The organism is Candidatus Chloroploca sp. Khr17, from assembly GCF_004138165.1.
Classification (GTDB): Bacteria; Chloroflexota; Chloroflexia; order Chloroflexales; family Chloroflexaceae; genus Chloroploca.
Genome location: NZ_RYFF01000024.1, coordinates 48,359 through 65,396, shown reverse-complemented (window position 1 = coordinate 65,396; position 17,038 = coordinate 48,359). Strand labels below are relative to the sequence as shown.

The 17,038-nt window shown below is 58.0% G+C and carries 16 protein-coding genes; 9 read left to right on the top strand and 7 right to left on the bottom strand.

The genetic code is table 11. The features are described 5' to 3' along the window. Window positions 1–6: 6 nt before the first annotated feature. Window positions 7–903, bottom strand: coding sequence for a YihY/virulence factor BrkB family protein (locus tag EKD05_RS14770; protein ID WP_129674037.1), 897 nt, complete (start codon window positions 901–903; stop codon window positions 7–9). A gap of 470 nt (window positions 904–1,373) precedes the next feature. On the opposite strand from EKD05_RS14770, the gene EKD05_RS14765 reads away from it, so the two are divergent. From EKD05_RS14765 to EKD05_RS14750, 4 genes are all read left to right on the top strand, one after another. Further along, a complete protein-coding gene (locus tag EKD05_RS14765; RefSeq protein WP_240695791.1) occupies window positions 1,374–2,351 on the top strand; it encodes a hypothetical protein in 978 nt (325 codons plus the stop codon). Between the two features lie 6 nt (window positions 2,352–2,357). Further along, entirely contained in the window at window positions 2,358–3,737 is a 1,380-nt protein-coding gene (locus tag EKD05_RS14760; RefSeq protein WP_129674035.1) for a circularly permuted type 2 ATP-grasp protein, read from the top strand. Between the two features lie 139 nt (window positions 3,738–3,876). Then, a complete protein-coding gene (locus tag EKD05_RS14755) occupies window positions 3,877–4,431 on the top strand; it encodes a bifunctional adenosylcobinamide kinase/adenosylcobinamide-phosphate guanylyltransferase (protein ID WP_240695790.1) in 555 nt (184 codons plus the stop codon). Between the two features lie 13 nt (window positions 4,432–4,444). Then, entirely contained in the window at window positions 4,445–5,233 is a 789-nt protein-coding gene (locus EKD05_RS14750; RefSeq protein WP_129674031.1) for an alpha/beta hydrolase, read from the top strand. Between the two features lie 57 nt (window positions 5,234–5,290). On the opposite strand, the gene EKD05_RS14745 is transcribed toward EKD05_RS14750, so the two are convergent. The 3 genes from EKD05_RS14745 to EKD05_RS14735 are packed head-to-tail and all read right to left on the bottom strand — an operon-like array spanning window position 5,291 to window position 8,673. After that, window positions 5,291–6,643, bottom strand: coding sequence for a TrkH family potassium uptake protein (locus EKD05_RS14745; RefSeq protein ID WP_129674029.1), 1,353 nt, complete (start codon window positions 6,641–6,643; stop codon window positions 5,291–5,293). A gap of 4 nt (window positions 6,644–6,647) precedes the next feature. Next, window positions 6,648–8,000, bottom strand: coding sequence for a TrkH family potassium uptake protein (locus EKD05_RS14740; RefSeq protein WP_129674027.1), 1,353 nt, complete (start codon window positions 7,998–8,000; stop codon window positions 6,648–6,650). Between the two features lies 1 nt (window position 8,001). Next, complete coding sequence (locus EKD05_RS14735; protein WP_129674025.1) at window positions 8,002–8,673, bottom strand: TrkA family potassium uptake protein; 672 nt, start codon at window positions 8,671–8,673, stop codon at window positions 8,002–8,004. Window positions 8,674–8,774: 101 nt separating this feature from the next. Here EKD05_RS14735 and EKD05_RS14730 point away from each other — a divergent pair, with 101 nt between their 5' ends. From EKD05_RS14730 to EKD05_RS14715, 4 genes are all read left to right on the top strand, one after another. Continuing rightward, on the top strand, window positions 8,775–9,560 hold the full coding sequence (locus tag EKD05_RS14730; RefSeq protein WP_129674023.1) for a TatD family hydrolase: 786 nt from the start codon (window positions 8,775–8,777) through the stop codon (window positions 9,558–9,560). A gap of 12 nt (window positions 9,561–9,572) precedes the next feature. Then, complete coding sequence (locus EKD05_RS14725; protein WP_129674021.1) at window positions 9,573–11,960, top strand: DUF4129 domain-containing transglutaminase family protein; 2,388 nt, start codon at window positions 9,573–9,575, stop codon at window positions 11,958–11,960. 54 nt (window positions 11,961–12,014) lie between these two features. After that, window positions 12,015–13,319, top strand: coding sequence for an extracellular solute-binding protein (locus EKD05_RS14720; RefSeq protein WP_129674073.1), 1,305 nt, complete (start codon window positions 12,015–12,017; stop codon window positions 13,317–13,319). A 219-nt stretch (window positions 13,320–13,538) separates the two neighbouring features. Then, window positions 13,539–13,907: a roadblock/LC7 domain-containing protein gene (locus EKD05_RS14715; protein WP_097655432.1), complete on the top strand. Its 369-nt coding sequence runs from the start codon at window positions 13,539–13,541 to the stop codon at window positions 13,905–13,907. 143 nt (window positions 13,908–14,050) lie between these two features. On the opposite strand, the gene EKD05_RS14710 is transcribed toward EKD05_RS14715, so the two are convergent. The 3 genes from EKD05_RS14710 to EKD05_RS14700 form a co-directional block, all read right to left on the bottom strand. Beyond that, entirely contained in the window at window positions 14,051–15,415 is a 1,365-nt protein-coding gene (locus EKD05_RS14710; RefSeq protein ID WP_129674019.1) for a HAMP domain-containing sensor histidine kinase, read from the bottom strand. Continuing rightward, the gene (locus tag EKD05_RS14705) at window positions 15,412–16,104 is read right to left on the bottom strand and encodes a response regulator transcription factor (RefSeq protein ID WP_129674017.1); all 693 of its coding nucleotides are present in this window, start codon (window positions 16,102–16,104) and stop codon (window positions 15,412–15,414) included. Before EKD05_RS14705 ends, EKD05_RS14710 begins: the two co-directional genes overlap by 4 nt. A gap of 83 nt (window positions 16,105–16,187) precedes the next feature. Continuing rightward, window positions 16,188–16,472: a hypothetical protein gene (locus EKD05_RS14700; RefSeq protein ID WP_129674015.1), complete on the bottom strand. Its 285-nt coding sequence runs from the start codon at window positions 16,470–16,472 to the stop codon at window positions 16,188–16,190. Window positions 16,473–16,643: 171 nt separating this feature from the next. Between EKD05_RS14700 and EKD05_RS14695 the strand changes: the two genes are divergently transcribed. Next, entirely contained in the window at window positions 16,644–17,003 is a 360-nt protein-coding gene (locus tag EKD05_RS14695; RefSeq protein ID WP_129674013.1) for a hypothetical protein, read from the top strand. Window positions 17,004–17,038 lie beyond the last annotated feature (35 nt).

The following is a 17,038-nucleotide window of genomic DNA, read 5'->3' as shown; positions in this document are numbered from 1 at the left end:
GTACAGCTACTCAGTTTTTTGCAAGACCGCGATCGGCTGACCTTTGCGTGTCCCAAAGATATAGGTCCAGGCAAATGAGATCTCGCCGCCGACGAGGATCACCTGGGCCGACAAAAAGATCCAGAGCAACAGCGTCATCATGCCACCAACGGCACCATACGACGCATAATTGATATTGGCAAAGATCAGGCTTGCCACCGATTGTAGTAGTGCAAAACCGATGGAGGCGATAAAGGCAGCCGGAAAGACATCGCGCCAATAGATGCGCTGGCTCGGCAGCAGCTTAAACATCGCCGCAAAGACCAGGGTCAAGAGCACGAGCGTCACCCCAACCTGACCAAGCAGATACAAGAGATCCTGCCCTGGTAACCAGTCGGTATAGCTACCGACAATGCTCATCGCGACATTCGCCATCATTGCCAGCAGGATCACGGCTGCACTGATTAGCAGCATAGCAAAGGCCGCCAAGCGATTCAAGAGCATGGCGACCGCTGCCGCTACCAACCCAGGCTTCTTGCCATTCATGCCTGGGCGGATCTCCCAGATCACATCGAAGGAACGACTGAGCGCGGCAAAGATGCCCGAAGCGGTCATAAAAAGGGTCGCAAAACCGAGCAAGCCCGCATTGAGCCGATTATCCCGAAAATTGGCAAGGGTCTGGGTAATCAACGCCCGCACTTCGTCTGAGCCAACCAAAACCAGCAGTTGCTCTTGCACCTCGACGCTATCAACATCAATCAAAAAGCCGACCAGACTCACGACGACGAGAATCATCGGAAAAAAAGAAAAGACCGCAAAATAGGCAATTGCAGCCGCCAGATTATTCACCAGATCTTTCTGGTATTTGGCCACCGTAACTTGCCCCAGCCGCACCACGGGATTCGCCAGTATGCGATCAAGCATCGTTTCACCTCTTTCTCATAAGCTCAGTAGTTTGTAACTTACGTTTTCTACTCTGCTGCCGAAGGGAGTGGCGGCTGATGGTCTTCCAAATCAGTATTCGTGGACGGCGGCGCTACCAGAAAACTTTGTTGACAGACTACAGAGTAGTCTGTCAACGAAATTTCCCGAGGTTGCGTCACCCTGAGCGAAGCGAAGGGTCTCAGGCGTGCAGCCATGTCATGCTTCGCTCCGCTCCGCATGACGTGGCTGCACGCCTGTCAGCAAACCTCGTTGACAAACCACTCAGGGCTGTCGCGTTACAAACCCATGCTTCTGCTTGGAGCTTCAAGGCCCCGCAAGCCCTGCTCCCTTGGCGCAGAGCGAAGCTAGCTTCGCTCTGCACCAAGCAAGAATCCTTGCATACGATACCACAGATAAGACTGTGTGGTACAATTCAAAGCGCTTGGCACGCCGGTATAGCAGGAGTAGATGTGAGCACCAAAAAAATTGGCGTCATTGTGGGCCGCGAGTGGTCATGGCCCCCCGCCTTTATCGAAGAAGTTAATCGCCGCGATCAGGGTGTGGCCGCTGAGTTTGTGAAACTCGGGGGCACCATTATGGCTGAACCATGCGAATACGATGTAATCATCGATCGAATTAGCCACGAAATCCCGTATTACCGAACGTATCTCAAAAATGCGGTGCTCTCGGGAACCCATGTTATCAACAATCCCTTCTGGTGGAGCGCCGATGATAAGTTCTTTGGCGCAAGTATCTGTACGCGGCTTGGCATTGCGCATCCGCGCACGGTCGCGCTGCCTTCCCACGCTTATGTTGAGGGCGTGGTTGATGAGTCGCTGCGCAATCTAAAATATCCCATTCCGTGGAGCGACCATGTCGAGTATGTCGGCGGCTTCCCCGTTATTCTCAAGCCCGCCTGGGGCGGCGGCTTCAAGCAGGTCTACCGAGTCAATAATTTTGATGATCTCTGGCGTGCCTATAACGAGACGACAACCGAGTGTATGATGCTCCAGGAGTATATCGCCTGGGAGAAGTACGTCCGTTGTATCGTGATTGGCCGCACAGAGATTATGACGATCAAGTTTGATGCCAATGCCCCATGGCCGCATCGCTATTTCCGCGATGACAACTACCTGACCCCCGAAGAGGGCCGGATCGTGACGGCGAATGCGCTCAAGATCAACGAGGCGCTCGGGTATGATATGAATACCGTCGAGTTTGCGTTGAAAGACGGCGTGCCTTACGCGATCGATTTTACCAACCCGGCCCCTGATTTTGATGTCAACTCTTTGACCCCGCACTATTTTGATTGGGTGGTCAAGAAGATGGCTGACTTTACGATTGATCTGGCGCTCAAGGGTCGTGCCATGCCGAGCGACTATGCCTGGGGCCGACTCATCGCAGCGGCGACCCCGGCCACCCCGCTGGCGTCGCCCCAGGGTGAGTGAGGTACTATGAGTCTCTCGGCTGCAATTGACGCCTACCATCGCCTGCTTACCCCCGAATTGGCAACCGCTTCGTGGACGCATCTCACCAGTGCCATGCGTGAGCGCCAGCTCTATTTCGGCGACCGTCCGTTGACGACTGTGCTGCGCCCGCGCCTTATCAGCGCAACACAGTATGCCTGGTTGCAGCAGGGCGTCAATCTCGTTGCCGAAGCTGCCCGTACCGTTGTGGCCCCCGCTCGCGAGGGCGGGGCCGCTGGTCAGGCGGTGCGCGACATCCTGCTGTTGACGCCCCAGGAAGAGGCGCTCATTGCGATGCATCCCGGCTACCTTGAGCCGAGCGCCCATTCGCGCATGGATACCTTTCTGACCGTTGATGGCACGTCGCTGCAGTTTGTCGAGTATAACGCTGAGAGTCCTGCGGCGATTGCGTATGAAGACCTGTTGAGCGAGGTCTTTCTGGCGACACCGGTGATGCAAGAGTTTATGCGTCACTATACGCTCCGTTCGTTGCCTGCCCGCCATCGTTTGCTCGAGATGTTGCTTGCCTCATGGCGCGAGGCCGGTTCGCCCGGGGGCGAGCCGACAGTCGCGATTGTTGATTGGTACGGGTTGCCCACCGCAACCGAATTTGCCCTCTTTGCCGCCTTTTTTGCCACCCATGGCCTCACGGCGGTGATCTGTTCACCTGATGAGTTGCAGTTCCGCGATGGGCAACTTCTGGCTGAGGTCGCGGGCAAGACGACACCGGTCACCATCGTCTTTAAGCGCGTGCTCACGACGGAGTTTTTACTGCACTACGGTGATGCAGCGCTTGACCATCCGCTGGTGCATGCCTATGCCGCGGGGGCGTGTGTCATCGTCAATTCTTTCCAGGCCAAACTGCTCCACAAAAAATCGCTCTTTGCCCTGCTCTCGGATGCGCAGTTTACCAGCACGCTCAGTCAACCGCAGCAAGCCGCGCTCGCCGCCCATATTCCCTGGACCCGCGTCGTTCGCCCAGGTGCCACAAGCTATCAAGACGAGCAAATCGACCTGCTCCCTTTTATTCGCAATAACCGCGATCGTCTGCTGCTCAAGCCCAACGACGAATATGGTGGCAAGGGCATTACCATTGGCTGGGAAGCCAGTCGCGATGAGTGGGAGGCTGCCCTCACGGCGGCGTTGCGTGAACCATTTGTCGTGCAAGAGCGTGTCCAGATTGCCTACGAACCCTATCCGACGCTTGTTGAGGGCAAGGTCGAAATTAGTCAGCGTCTCGTTGATACCGACCCCTTCCTTTTTGGCTCGCACGTGGAGGGGAGTCTCTGCCGGCTTTCCACGGTCACGCTGCTCAACGTCACCGCCGGTGGCGGCAGTACCGTGCCCGTCTTTGTCATTGACGTCTGAGGCGTTCTACCGTGTGTTGGTAGACCTCACAGGTCTTGAAGACCTGTGAGGTCTCATGATCGCTTTACCTTTTCCTTGCATCCCGCCCCCCTCTCAGGGTCGGGGTTTTATTTTTCATTTTTTATCTGCTATGAGCGCAATGACTCTCTTTATTGGTGGCACCCGCAGTGGCAAAAGCCTGTGCGCTGAACGCTACGCGGCCCAATTCGAACTGCCGGTACTCTACCTTGCAACTGCCGAGCTTGATGATGAGGATATGGAACTGACCATCCGGATCATGGATCACCAGATCCGTCGCCCTCTGTCTTGGACAACCTTTGAGCAGCCGACAAACCTGGTGATGGCGCTGGAACATGCCCCACCTGGTACCGTTGTATTGCTCGATTGCTTCTCGCGCCTGGTTCACAACCTGCTGGAAGCCCATCGCGACGATCAGGCCCAGGCTTCCGCAAGCCTTGCCGAGGAACTGGATGCCATTCTTGCGACGACCCAAGCGCGCAACCTGACCCTGATCATCGTCACCAAAGAGCTTGGCATGGGGCTTGGCACCGACACACCTGAAGATCGTGCGTATCATGACCTGCTTGGGCTTGCGAACCAACGTATTAGCGCCGTTGCCGATGAAGTCTACCTGGTCATTGCCGGGCTTCCCATTGAGTTGAAACACCTCGCACCGGTCTGGCATCGTGCGTAGCAGGAAGGTGCCTATGCTTCTTCGTCTGCTTATTCTCAGCCTGTTGCTCTATCTGCTCGTCTGCGTCGTCATCTTTCTCTGGCAAGAGCAGTTGATCTTCTTTCCTGAGCGCAATCAGCCGGGAACCCGGTATGTCTTTGGCCATCCTGCTGAGGAGGTCTGGTTGAACGCCGAAGGCGCTCAACTCCATGCCCTCTGGTTTCGTGTCCCAGACCCGCAGGGGGTTATTCTCTATCTCCATGGGAACGCCGGGAGTCTGCGGACATGGGGGGCGGTCGCGCCAGAGCTCGTGGCGTATCAGTATGATCTGCTCATCATTGATTATCGCGGGTATGGTCAGAGTAGCGGTCAGATCCGCCGTGAAGCGGATGTGTATGCCGATGCTGAAGCTGCCTATGCTTGGATCCTTGAACGCTATCGCGAGGATCAGGTGGTGCTGTATGGCCGCTCCCTCGGGAGTGCCCCGGCCACGCGCCTAGCGGCTGAGCATCAACCCCGTATGCTGATCCTCGAGAGCCCTTTTTATAGCCTGGAGGCTCTTGCCCGCCGTCAGTTTCCCTGGTTGCCCCCATTTTTGCTCAAGTATCCGCTGAATGTCTCGGCCTCGTTTGGTCAGGTGAGTTGCCCGGTGGTCATCATCCACGGCACAGAAGACGAAATCGTACCTTTTGCTGATGGTGAACGTCTGTCCGACAGGGTAACTGCCCCACTTCGCTTTTATCCTATCGCTGGCGGTCGGCACAATAATCTGGCAACCTTTCCTGCCTATTGGGACGCGATCACTGCTGCACTCGTTCAGTGACAGCGCGACCGGTAACCGTCGTTGCCAGACTACGCATGCGTGGTCTGGCAACGACGGTTACCCAATTAAAATCTGCTCTTCGGGATACCGGATCATCTGGGCCTGATTCTGGCGACGGGCAATGGCGATGACGATGGTCAAGGCCCCGAGTCTGCCCCAGAACATGACGACCATGATCACAAATTGCCCAAAGAGATTCAATTCGCCAGTGAGGCCGAGCGTAAGCCCGCAGGTGGCAAAAGCCGAGACAACCTCAAAGGCAGTTCGGTCGAGCGAGACATCGTGGGTCATCAGAATAAGCCAGATGGCGATGATGACCACAAGTAGCGAAATCGTTAGCACGGCTCCAGCTTTACGCATCGTCCCAACCGCCAGAGTGCGCCCCCCAAACTGCGCTTCACTCAACCCCTGTGCATAGCTCCAGAGGGAAATCATCAGCGCGGCAAACGTCCCGGTCGTAATGCCACCTCCCATCGAAGCTGGCGCACACCCGATAAACATCAACACCATCAAGAGCAATTCGCTCGCATCGGTGACATGGGCAAGATCGGGGATGCCGGCAAAGCCTGCCGTGCGTGCCGAGACCGACTGGAAGAAGCAGATCAGCAGGCGGCGCAGCGGTGGCTCATCAACGAGGGTGCCTCCCGCCTGGCCTTCGGCAAAAAAGAACCCGAGCGTTCCGATCACCACCAGCAAGCTGACGACCGTGAGCGTGATGCGCGTATGCAGGGTCAGGCGACGCTGCCGCCAGTAGAGCAAGAGATCGCCGATGACCGGAATGCCGAGGCCGCCGATAAAGATGAGCCAACCCATAATTGCCAGGCTGAAATTGTCACGCGGAATGCCCTCGGGGTAGCCGGGGGTTCCGGTAAACAGGTCAAAGCCGGCGTTGCAGAATGCCGAAACCGCGTGAAAGATCGCGTAGAGCAGCGCCTGCCCTTCAGTGAGCCTTGGATCGGTACGCCAGTGCAGGTAGAGCAGCATGGCACCGATGCTTTCGATCAGCAAGACGACCGCGAGGACATTGCGGGTTAGGGTGACAATCGCGCCTGGTGAAAGGAGGCCGAGCGAGTCTTTGAGGGCAATGCGATCCGTCAGGCTGATTCGTCGTCCGATCAGGCGCATGACCACGACGGCAATCACCATAAAACCGACCCCTCCGCTCTGGATGAGAATCAAGAGCATCCACACGCCAAAGAGCGATAGATCGGTGATGGGGATAATGGTCGAGAGACCGGTCACGGTGAGTGCCGAGGTTGCCGTAAAGAGCGCCTCGTTCCAGGTGAGTCCACCGTTCTGCCCTGAAATGGGCAGCCAGAGCATCAAAGCCCCAATGAACATCAGGGCAACGAGCCCCAGTACCAGCCGTAGTGGTGGAGGCAGGGGCCGTGATTGATTGGCCGATGGCATAAACTTATCCGATGAGAATCTGTTCTTCAGGGAAGCGTACCATCTGCAGGTTATTTTGCTGGCGCGTGATCGCAACGACCAGCGTCAAGGCCCCGAGACGGCCCCAGAACATCATAAAAACAATCACTAGTTCACCAAAGAGGTTCAGATCGCCCGTCATCCCCAGCGAGAGCCCGCAGGTCGCAAAGGCTGAGACGACCTCGAAGGCAGCGACATCAAGCGCGACATCGTGGGTGAGAACCAGCAACCAGATCGTCGTGAAGACAACGAGTAACGAGACGGTGAGCACTGCTGCTGCTTTGCGCACCGTACCGACGGCGAGCGTGCGCCCTCCAAACTGGGCTTCAGTCAGCCCTCGTGCATAACTCCAGACCGAAATCATTAGCACCGCGAAGGTACCTGTCGTAATGCCTCCCCCCATCGAGGCTGGTGCACAGCCAATGAACATCAGCATGATTAGCAACAAACGGGTTGCAATGCTAATCTCACCAAAATCAGGAATCCCTGCCAGACCGCCCGCCCGCGCCGAGACCGATTGGAAGAGACTCATCACGAGGCGGCGATAGGCGGGTTCTTCGGCAAGGGTGCCACCTGCGCGCCCTTCCGCAATAAAAACCCCCACCATGCCCACGAAGACCAGGAAGGCAACCACCGTAAAGGTGATGCGGGTATGCAGTGAAAACCGACGTTGCCGCCAGTAGAGCAAAAGATCGCCGATCACCGGAATGCCTAGCCCCCCGAGAAAGATCAGCCACCCCATAATCGTCAGGCTCAGCGTATCGCGGGGAATGCCGTCAGGATACCCCGGGGTACCGCTGAAGAGCTCGAAGCCGGCATTGCAAAAGGCCGAGACGGCGTGAAAAAGGGCATAGAGGATCAGTTGGCCTTCACTCAGGCGTGGATCGCCGCGCCAGTGGAAATAGAGCAGGAGGGCTCCGATGCCTTCAATCAACAATACACTTGCCAGCACATTGCGGGTCAGGGTGACAATTGCCGCCGGCGAGAGCAACCCCAGCGAATTGCTGAGGGTGAGTCGGTCGGCCAGACTAATGCGTCGCCCGAGCAGACGCAGAATGACGACGGCAATGACCATAAAGCCGACGCCACCGATCTGGATCAGGGTCAGCAAGATCAGCATGCCAAAGGTCGACAGATCGCTGGCCGGAGTGATAATGGTCAAACCCGTCACGGTCAACGCCGAGGTTGCGGTAAACAGAGCCTCATTCCAGGTAAGGCTGCCATCACGGCCTGAGATCGGCAGGTGGAGCAGGAATGCCCCAAAGAACATAAAGCTGATGAGCCCAATCGCCAGGCGCACAGGTGGTGGCAGAGGGCGTCGTTGGGTGGAAATGGTCATGCTATTGTGTCTGGTGGCAAAAACTGCTGATTGAATGATCGGCCCCAATAATTAGCATCATATCACCACGCGCAAAGAGCATGTCGGCTGGCGGGGTGACAATCATCTGGCCGTTTCGTTTAATCGCAAGCAGGTTGATATTGTAGCGTTTGCGGAGCCCGCTCATCATCAGTGATTGCCCCACGAGCCACTCGGGGACATGGATTTCGGCAACACTGAACCCCGAGCCAAGATCAAGGTGCTCGAGGACCCGTGGTTCAGCCAGGCGCCAGGCGAGGCGCGCCCCGGCTTCGTGTTCAGGCAGGACGACCTGATCAGCCCCGATCCGCAAAAGGATCTGCTGCTGGCGTTCACTGATCGCCTTGCAGACGACACGGCGCACCCCCAGGCCCTTGAGGGTGACGGTGGTCATCAGATTATTCTCGAAGTGGGTGCCAATCGCGACTACCACCGTATCAAACGAGGTAATATCAACGGCGCGTAGGGCATCTTCATTCGTTGAGTCAAGCGCCACTATCTGCGAAATACGATCCGAGAGCGTCTGCACAATTTCGGCGCTACGGTCAATGCCAAGCACCGTATAGCCTCGCTCGATCAAATTCAAGGCCACCGAACTGCCAAAGCGCCCTAGCCCAATCACGGCAAATTCTTCTTGACGACTTGCACGTGCCATCGTGTGTCCTTTTCTGTGTGCCGTTGGTGGCGGGGCGAGCTTAGCTGGCCCCGCCACCAACAATAACTCATATTGTACCGCAGCTATGCTACAATGCCTATATGAGTGACGGTTCCATTCCCTTTATTGATACCCACGCGCATGTTGCGCTTGCGCAATTTGATGCCGACCGTGAGGCGGTGCTGGCCCGCGCTGCCGCTGATGGCGTGACACGGATCATCGAGATTGGCTACGATCTGCCCTCGTCGCGTGCCGCTCTTGCGCTCGCTGAAGCGTACCCGCAGATCTTTGCGGTCGTTGGCGTGCAACCTAATCATGTCGCCGATCTGCCCCCTGACTGGCTCGCCCAGGTGCGCGATCTCGCTCGCCACCCCAAGGTGGTCGCCCTTGGCGAGATTGGCCTTGATTACCATTGGATGCGGGCCTCGCCTGAAGCTCAGGCGCTCGTCTTTCGTCAGCAACTCGAGCTTGCACGCAGCCTGGATCTTCCGGTGGTGATCCATAGCCGCGATGCCCACGACGATACGGCCCAGGTGCTCGCCGAGGCTGCCAGGGGTGTGTCAGGGGTGATGCATTCGTTTTCGGGCGATTGGGCCTATGCCCAGATCTGCCTTGAATTGAACTTTTTGCTCTCGTTTTCGGGGCCGCTTACCTTCCCCAAAGCAACCATCCTGCACGAGGTGGCGCGTCGTGCGCCGTTGACGATGCTGCTCACCGAGACTGATAGCCCCTATCTTAGCCCGCATCCCTATCGGGGCAAACGTAACGAGCCAGCCCGTGTGCGGCTCGTGACCGAACAGCTTGCCGCCCTGCGTGAGCAACCGCTCGCCGAGGTGGCAACGATCGTAGACGCAAATGCCCGGCGTATCTTTCCACGGATGCGCTGATCGATAGAATATATGACAACATTAACCACATCGGCCAAGCGGCCTGCTCCTCGTGAGTGGAGCCGTGAACTGGCTGAGGTTTTACCCGGGTTTCTGCTGATCCTGTTGATGACCGGCGCCGTCGTCTGGTCACTCTCGGTTTCCAATTGGGCCTCGGGGCTCGAAGTGCTGCGCCCGATGGCGCTGCTTGGTCTGGTGCTCGGGGCAATCTTTGCCCGTTTGCCTTGGCTGAACCCCGGGTTGGCTCATCTGCTGAGCGGGATGCTCGGGTTTACCTGGGCGATCCATCTGCTCGGCGATCTGATGGATGCACGCCTGATCACCTGGCGCGATCAGGCGACCGATCTCTTGATCCGTGCCTTGATCTGGACCCGCGTGATCGGTGCCGGCGGGCGCGGTGAGGATATTCTGCTCTTTGTCTTTGTCCTCTGCCTTCTGGTCTGGTTGCTGGCCTATAGTACGGCATGGATGGTTTTGCGCCGTGGCTGGACCTGGCGGCCCATTTTGCTCAATGCGCTTGTGGCGTTGATTAACTATACCTATGTCTTGCCCAAGCCGACGATGCCCTTTTTTGTCTTTCTCTGCGCGGCGCTGCTGTTGCTCGTCTACCAGAATGTTATCCAGCGCCAGGCGCTCTGGGATGCCCGCCAGATCGAGTATCCCGATCTGCTTCCGCTCCGCTTTCTCTGGTCGGCGACGTTTGTCTGTGGCCTGTTGATCATCCTGACCGCCTTTTTACCCGGTGAGGTCTCGATTGATCGGGCTACCCGTACCTGGACGATGCTCAGTAGTCCCTTTAAGGCCGCCCGCGAGCAGTGGGAGGATATGTTCAGTACGATTACCGCCCCTCCCGGTGCTGGTAGCGGGGCCTTTACGTCACGTGGCGCAGCCCTTGGTGGTTCCCGTCAGTTGACGGCCGATACGGTGATGGAGGTGCGCTCGCTTGAGTATGATTACTGGCGGGCGGTCGCGTTTGATAAGTATACCGGCCAGGGTTGGCAGAATACCGTTGGTGAACAGGCCCGTGCTGCGCTCGGGGTCGGTGCCCCCGAGCAGGCGCGTACCCCCCGCGAGGCTGATGAACCTCTTCCGGTCTCACCTGGGCAGGGCCGCCGTGAAGTTGTGCAGACTTTTACGATGAAATCGGATCGGCTTGATGATCTGGTGATGGTGGGCGGTACGCCGTATCAGATCAGCCTTCCTACCCTGGTTGAACATAACTACGCTTTGAGTGGGGGCGTGAGCGTGCCCAATTTTGATGAACTCGCGCTCGTCGTGGCCCAAGAACGCCTCCGGGCCGAGCAGGTCTATACGGTGACGGCGCTGATGTCGTTTGCCGATGTCGCGAGCCTGCGCGCCTCGGGTAGTGATTATCCGCAATGGGTGCGCGAGCGCTATCTCGCCCTGCCCGAGACGGTAACACCGCGTACGTACGAACTCGCGGCCCGTCTCATCGCCGAAAATGGGGCGTTGACCCCTTATGACCAGGCCATCGTAATCCAGGATTACCTCCGCACTATTCCGTATAGCGAGTCGATCGCGGCGCCTCCTCCTGATGCCGATCTCGTGGATTGGTTCATCTTTGAAGAGCGAACCGGCTACTGTGATTATTTCGCTTCGGCGATGGTGGTGATGCTGCGCTCACAAGGTATTCCAGCACGCTGGGTACGTGGCTATGCCGGCGGCGAGTTTGACACCGAGCGTGGCATCTATGTTGTCCGTGAAAATGTTGCCCATAGCTGGCCCGAGGTCTATTTCCCTGGTTTTGGCTGGGAGCGTTTTGAGCCAACGGCTGCCAGTTACACGGTTGTACCGTCGCGTCGCCTCACCGCCAATCTCGGCTCGGATAGCAGTGATGCTGGGGGCCCGCTTGCCCCGCTCAATCCCGATCCTGGCCGTTTTGATGAGCTCGATGAGGGCCTCGATCAGATTCCCGTGCCTGGTGTTCTGCAGACCGGTGAACCGTCTGGGGCCTTCGGGAGCGTCTTGTCGCTTGGTCCCTTTGGGATGATCCTGGTGGCACTTGGCTTGCTGGCGCTCGCTCTGTATGCCCGCTGGCGATACGAGTTGTATGGGCTGAGTCAGGTAGGTGCGACGTATGCGGGGATGGCGTTACTGGCTCGCTGGAGTGGTCTCGGCCAGGCTGAGCAAGTGACTCCGGCGGAATACGGGGCGCTGCTGGCCGCCGCATTGCCCGACCATCAAACAACGATTGTGCAGATTGCCAGGGCGTATGCTCGTGAACAGTACGGTGGGCCGGCGCAGACTACCGGGCAACTCTTCCGTGGGGCACGCGTTGATCTTCCATCTGATGAAGCGCGCAAGGCCTTGCATCGGGCGCTTGTCCGGCGCATCTTTACGGCTCTGCCCGACCGGATGAGCCAATTCCAACGCTCGTAGCACCATGCATGCTATACTGGCTCGTTGTGTAGCCCAAAAGGAGCAGTGGTGCAGATGCTGGCGCAACTTAGATCTCTCCTGCTTGCCTGGTTGATGGCGGTGCTGCTCGTTGCCTGTTCAACGAGCAGCACGTCGCCACCACCGACGTCTTCTGCGGTTGCCCCGAGCGAGCGTACCGTCTTGATCCTTTGGCATGCCTGGCCCCGTGCCGAGGCCCAGGTGCTTGCGGTGCTGATCGAGCGCTTTAATCGGACAACCCCAGGGGTGCAAATTGTCCTGCAAACCCGCCCTGCCGCGACGCTGCGCAGCGATCTTGCGCTTGCCGTTGCCGAAGGCGGTGGCCCTCATGTTGCGATTGTGCCGAGTCATACGCTTGGTGGATTGCGTGACGAGGCAGTCTTGCTTCCCGCTGAGGATCTGATCCCCGCACGCACGGTGGCGCAACTCTTGCCGGTTGCGGTTGGCGCGGCACGCACCGCAACCGCTGATGGCCCGGCGCTCTATGGCGTGCCACTGACCTTTGATACGCTGGCCCTCTACTATAATCGGGCGAATTTCACCGGAGCGCCGCCATCTGATCTCGATCCCCTGCTCGCGACGGCGCGTGGCTTGACCGTCACCAGTAGCAACCCGCCAATCTGGGGGCTTGCCTACAATCTCAACCTCGACCGTACGCTTGGTTATCTCTATGCCTTTGGTGGGCGGGTCTTTGATGACGAGGGCGCAATCATCCTTGGCCTCGACGGGCGTGAAGGCACTGAAGCCTGGCTCAATTGGCTGCTGCAACTCCGCGAAGATCCGCGACTGCTCGCACGGCTCGATGGAGTGCGCGTGGACAATGCGGTGATGGCGCAGCAGGCCGTGATGACGATTGATTGGGCCCATGCCTTGCCGGTCTATCAGACGATCTGGCCCGGTAATCTAGGGGTGATGCCTTTGCCGCATCTGTCGGGGAGCAATCAACAGCCGCAACCCCTGGTGCAGAGTGATGTGCTGGTTTTCAATGCCCGCCTCGGCGAACAAGCCGAGCGGACGGCGGCAAGCGCCCTTGCCACCTATCTGCTGGACGAGGTCGCCCAGCGCGAATTGTTGCGCGCTGGCCGCCAACCGGTGTTGCTGAGCCTCGATCTTGAAGCTGAAGATACCGACCTTGATCCAGAGTTGCGTAATGCGGCCATCGCTTTTCGCGCTCAGGCCCAGGTCGGCTTGCCAATGCCCAATAGCCGGATCGCCAACGAGGTCGTCTGGAATATTTTGCTTGACATGCATAGTAGTGTTTTGCGCCGCCTTCTTACGCCTGAGCAGGCGATTGAACAGGCTGATGGAATGTTGCGTAGCCGCCTCGAAACAAGGCCCTGATGATGGTATAATTACGACAAGTGCTAGTCATTACACTTGCACGTGTAGAGGCACACGTTCTATCCCATTGGCACGAAGTAAACAAGTTGCCCGTAGTCTCAAGATGTAGTAGAATAGGCCAGGATGGTCATCGCGCTATGGCCCGTGTGCTTTGCCGGTAGAAACTGGCACATTCTCGCCTTTACCCCACAACTGGTTGATGGCCCAAGGAGGATATAAATGGCAAGCAGAACCGAAGAGATGGTGCGGCATCTGAAGGCCCTGTCAATGAATACGCCTGACATCGAGGCATCGGCTGTCGTCAGTGTTGATGGTCTCATCATGGCTTCGGCGCTGCCCGCTGATGTTGAGGAAGATCGAGTCTCGGCGATGAGCGCAGCAATGCTCTCGCTTGGTGAGCGGATTGCCAATGAGTTGCGGCGCGGTCAACTCGATCAAGTCTTTGTCCGGGGTGAAGAAGGATATGTGATCCTGATGGCTATCGGCGACGAGGCAGTCTTGACCGCTCTTGCGCAGAGTCGTGCCAAGCTTGGTCTGGTCTTCCTCGATATGCGCCGAACTGCCAACGAGTTGATTAATCTCGTCTAGGCTGGCTCCCAGGCTCTGTGTTGCACGCGGGCAACGAGTATCTACGTCACTCGTTGCCCGTTTTGTTGTGGGCAAACCCTGTCTTTTTTCAATGCGGCGCCAGTCGGGGCACGGCAGCGCCGGGGCACGGCAGCGCTGTGCCCCTACGCCACCGACAGGGTAAACCAGAAACACGTCCCTTGCCCTGGCTCGCTGGTGACCCCAAGGGTGCCGTTGTGCAACTTGATTAATTGTTGGGTAATGGCAAGCCCGAGCCCGCTTCCCCCTCGATCACGGCTGCGTGACCGGTCTGCTCGGTAAAAACGCTCGAAGATGTGGGGCAGATCGTCGGCTGCAATGCCTGTGCCATTGTCTTCGACGGTGACCCGTACCAGCGATCCTTCGGCTGTTGCCCGCAAGCTGATTGTGCCACTTGCTGGCGTGTGGTGCAGGGCATTGCTCACCAGGTTGCGTAACACTTGCGTCAAACGTTCAGCATCACCTGTCACCATCGGCAGTTCGGGTGCATACGTGGCGTAGAGTGTGATCTGCTGACTCGCCGCAAGCTCTTCAAAGAGGGTGACCGTGCGCTCAAGGAGGGGGCCAATTGCTGTGGGGCTGAGGTGCAGTTCCAGTTGCCCCGCCTCGGCAAGCGAGAGTTCCCGTAGGTCGTCGACGAGTCGGCGCAAGCTCAGCGTGGTATCGTAGATGGTCGCTACTTCGCTTTTGCTGAGCGGGTAGACATCGTCGAGCATGGCGCGCAAATTCCCCTGTACGACGGTGAGTGGGGTGCGTAGTTCGTGGGCAATGTCGGCGACCATATGACGACGCTCGGTCTCGCCGGCTTGCAAACTGGCGGCCATGGCGTTGAAGGCCTCGGCAACCTGGCTTACTTCGGTGGGCCCGCCAGGCGGTACCCGTTCGTCAAGTTGGCCCTGGGCAATGCGTCGCGCTCCATGCGCTAATCGGTTGAGTGGTGCCGTCAGGCTCCGCGCCAGCAGCAAGCCGAGCACGAGCCCGATGCTGGCGGCAAGGAGCGCCGACCACCAGAAAATATCGTTCAGATCCTCCAAAAAACGCTCGGCTGCACCGGGCAGGCTGCCGCCATGTGATTCGCTGACCAGCAGATAGCCCACGGTCTCGTTGGCGACCGTGATCGGGAGGGCGTTGTCGCGCTCACGGACGTCTAGGCTGTTGCCCGTCGCGATGCCGTTGGGATCGGCGATCAGTTGTCCCTGGGCATCGGCTAGCGCGACACTGCTCCGCAATGCCCCCAGACCCTGCCCACCCCGTCCTTGGCCAGGCCCAGACTGGGCCGCGAGGATTGTCTCAACCCCCTCCCACGAACCTTGTTCGCGGTACAAACGCTCAAGTCGCCCGATCAGCCCCGAGTCGGTGACCTGACTACGCACGACATAGCCCCGAAAGGTTGTCGCGGCCCGGGTATTCGCCAGCAAGGCTACGGTTACGATGGCCGTCAAGGCTACTAAGCCGAAGCTCAAGGTGAGTTGGATCCAGAGACGTTTCATAGCTTGCGCAAACGGTAGCCGATGCCATAGACCGTCTCGATCAACGGGTTGGTATCGCTATCACGCTCGATCTTCTTCCGCAAATTCTTGATATGGCTATCCACCGTACGCTCCAACCCGGCATAACTGTACCCCAGCCCCTGCTCGATTAATTCTGTGCGCGTAAAGGCGTGCCCAGGGTTGCGCATCAGCAGTGCCAGCAAGTCGAATTCGGTAGGCGTGAGTTCAAGGGCACCCCCCGCCAAGGTGACGTGATGGGCATCAAGATCGAGCACGAGATCCCCCGAAGTTAGGCGGTGCGTGGCTGCAGGTGCGCCTGCGGTACGACGTAAGACCGCTCGGACACGTGCGACAAGTTCACGCGGATTGAACGGCTTGCTGACATAATCATCGGCTCCCAGCTCAAGCCCAACAATGCGGTCGGTATCGTCAATGCGCGCCGTTAACATAATAATAGGAAGTTGCGCATGAGCCGGATCGCTGCGCACCGTACGGGCAATCTCGAAGCCATCGCGGTCAGGCAGCATCAGATCAAGCACGATGAGATCAGGTCGTTCGGTGCGGATTGCACGGAGGGCCGCTTCCCCATTATACACACCAGATGCACGAAAGCCTGCCTGCTCGAGATAGGCGCAGACAAGCCGGACTATTTCGCGATCATCATCAACAACAAGGATTGTTTCTGGCATAGACGTTCTTCCTCAGCCTTCAGCCTGCCTTCGCTGCGCTGTGGGCAAAGCAAGGTGCTTCTTTGCCCACAGCGCGAATACAACTACCGATTGCCTCCACGACGCTGTTGTCCACCACTCTGGTCACACGTTCCTGTGCCATCGCAGGTGCCATCATTGCTCTGCTGACGTGTCCCCTGGTTGGCGCGATCCCGGTTGCCCTGGTTGCCCTGGCTGCCATTGCTACCCATGCTCAACGGCTGATTAATCCGCTCGGTGAGCTGCGTCTCAATTGTTACCAGACGGGCGTCGGCATCGGCCTGGGTCAGATGACCTGCTGCGACGGCGGCCTCAAGGCGCTCGGTGCGCGAGGCGATCATTGTCTGCACGAACGCGGCTGGATCAACGCCCCCAGACTGGAGCGCGGCAGCGGATGTTTCTACTATAGCAAGTCTTTATGAAGAACCTATGGAGATAGGGGGTAACTGTTGTGGATATCCCTATATGGAAGGAGGCGCTGCGCATCGCAGCGCCTCCTTCCATATGTTACAATAGCTCCCATGCCGATAATGACGAACCTGACCACCGCCGAGCATGGCGGCACCCAGCCTTCCTGCGGGACGGGCGATCATAGTAGTTGTGGCCCCAATTGCTCGTGTGGCTGCCCCTATACTGGCATGCACGAGCGCGGTCTTGTGGAGCCCATTGCGCTCGTCGAGCTGCGCTATCCCAACGAGTGGTTGGCCTTTGTGATTCCCCCTGGTGAAGACGAGTATCACCCCGAACATGGCATGCTCGTTGTCCATAGCCCCGACGATAATGAAGTCTGGGACGCCGTCAGCCGTATCACCTTCAACCAAGTGGTGCATGTCTATTTTAATGGCTGCTTAGAAGCGTACTTCGAGCTTAATTCGTCGTAGTAGGGGCGCAGCAGCCCATAGCTCGCCTGTTGGAC

Excerpts from the sequence above, each read along its gene's own strand:
- EKD05_RS14770 (WP_129674037.1), bottom strand. The coding sequence starts at position 903 with ATGCTTGATCGCATACTGGCGAATCCCGTGGTGCGGCTGGGGCAAGTT.
- EKD05_RS14760 (WP_129674035.1), top strand. The coding sequence starts at position 2,358 with ATGAGTCTCTCGGCTGCAATTGACGCCTACCATCGCCTGCTTACCCCC.
- EKD05_RS14755 (WP_240695790.1), top strand. The coding sequence starts at position 3,877 with ATGACTCTCTTTATTGGTGGCACCCGCAGTGGCAAAAGCCTGTGCGCT.
- EKD05_RS14750 (WP_129674031.1), top strand. The coding sequence starts at position 4,445 with ATGCTTCTTCGTCTGCTTATTCTCAGCCTGTTGCTCTATCTGCTCGTC.
- EKD05_RS14745 (WP_129674029.1), bottom strand. The coding sequence starts at position 6,643 with ATGCCATCGGCCAATCAATCACGGCCCCTGCCTCCACCACTACGGCTG.
- EKD05_RS14740 (WP_129674027.1), bottom strand. The coding sequence starts at position 8,000 with ATGACCATTTCCACCCAACGACGCCCTCTGCCACCACCTGTGCGCCTG.
- EKD05_RS14735 (WP_129674025.1), bottom strand. The coding sequence starts at position 8,673 with ATGGCACGTGCAAGTCGTCAAGAAGAATTTGCCGTGATTGGGCTAGGG.
- EKD05_RS14730 (WP_129674023.1), top strand. The coding sequence starts at position 8,775 with ATGAGTGACGGTTCCATTCCCTTTATTGATACCCACGCGCATGTTGCG.
- EKD05_RS14725 (WP_129674021.1), top strand. The coding sequence starts at position 9,573 with ATGACAACATTAACCACATCGGCCAAGCGGCCTGCTCCTCGTGAGTGG.
- EKD05_RS14720 (WP_129674073.1), top strand. The coding sequence starts at position 12,015 with ATGCTGGCGCAACTTAGATCTCTCCTGCTTGCCTGGTTGATGGCGGTG.
- EKD05_RS14715 (WP_097655432.1), top strand. The coding sequence starts at position 13,539 with ATGGCAAGCAGAACCGAAGAGATGGTGCGGCATCTGAAGGCCCTGTCA.
- EKD05_RS14710 (WP_129674019.1), bottom strand. The coding sequence starts at position 15,415 with ATGAAACGTCTCTGGATCCAACTCACCTTGAGCTTCGGCTTAGTAGCC.
- EKD05_RS14705 (WP_129674017.1), bottom strand. The coding sequence starts at position 16,104 with ATGCCAGAAACAATCCTTGTTGTTGATGATGATCGCGAAATAGTCCGG.
- EKD05_RS14695 (WP_129674013.1), top strand. The coding sequence starts at position 16,644 with ATGCCGATAATGACGAACCTGACCACCGCCGAGCATGGCGGCACCCAG.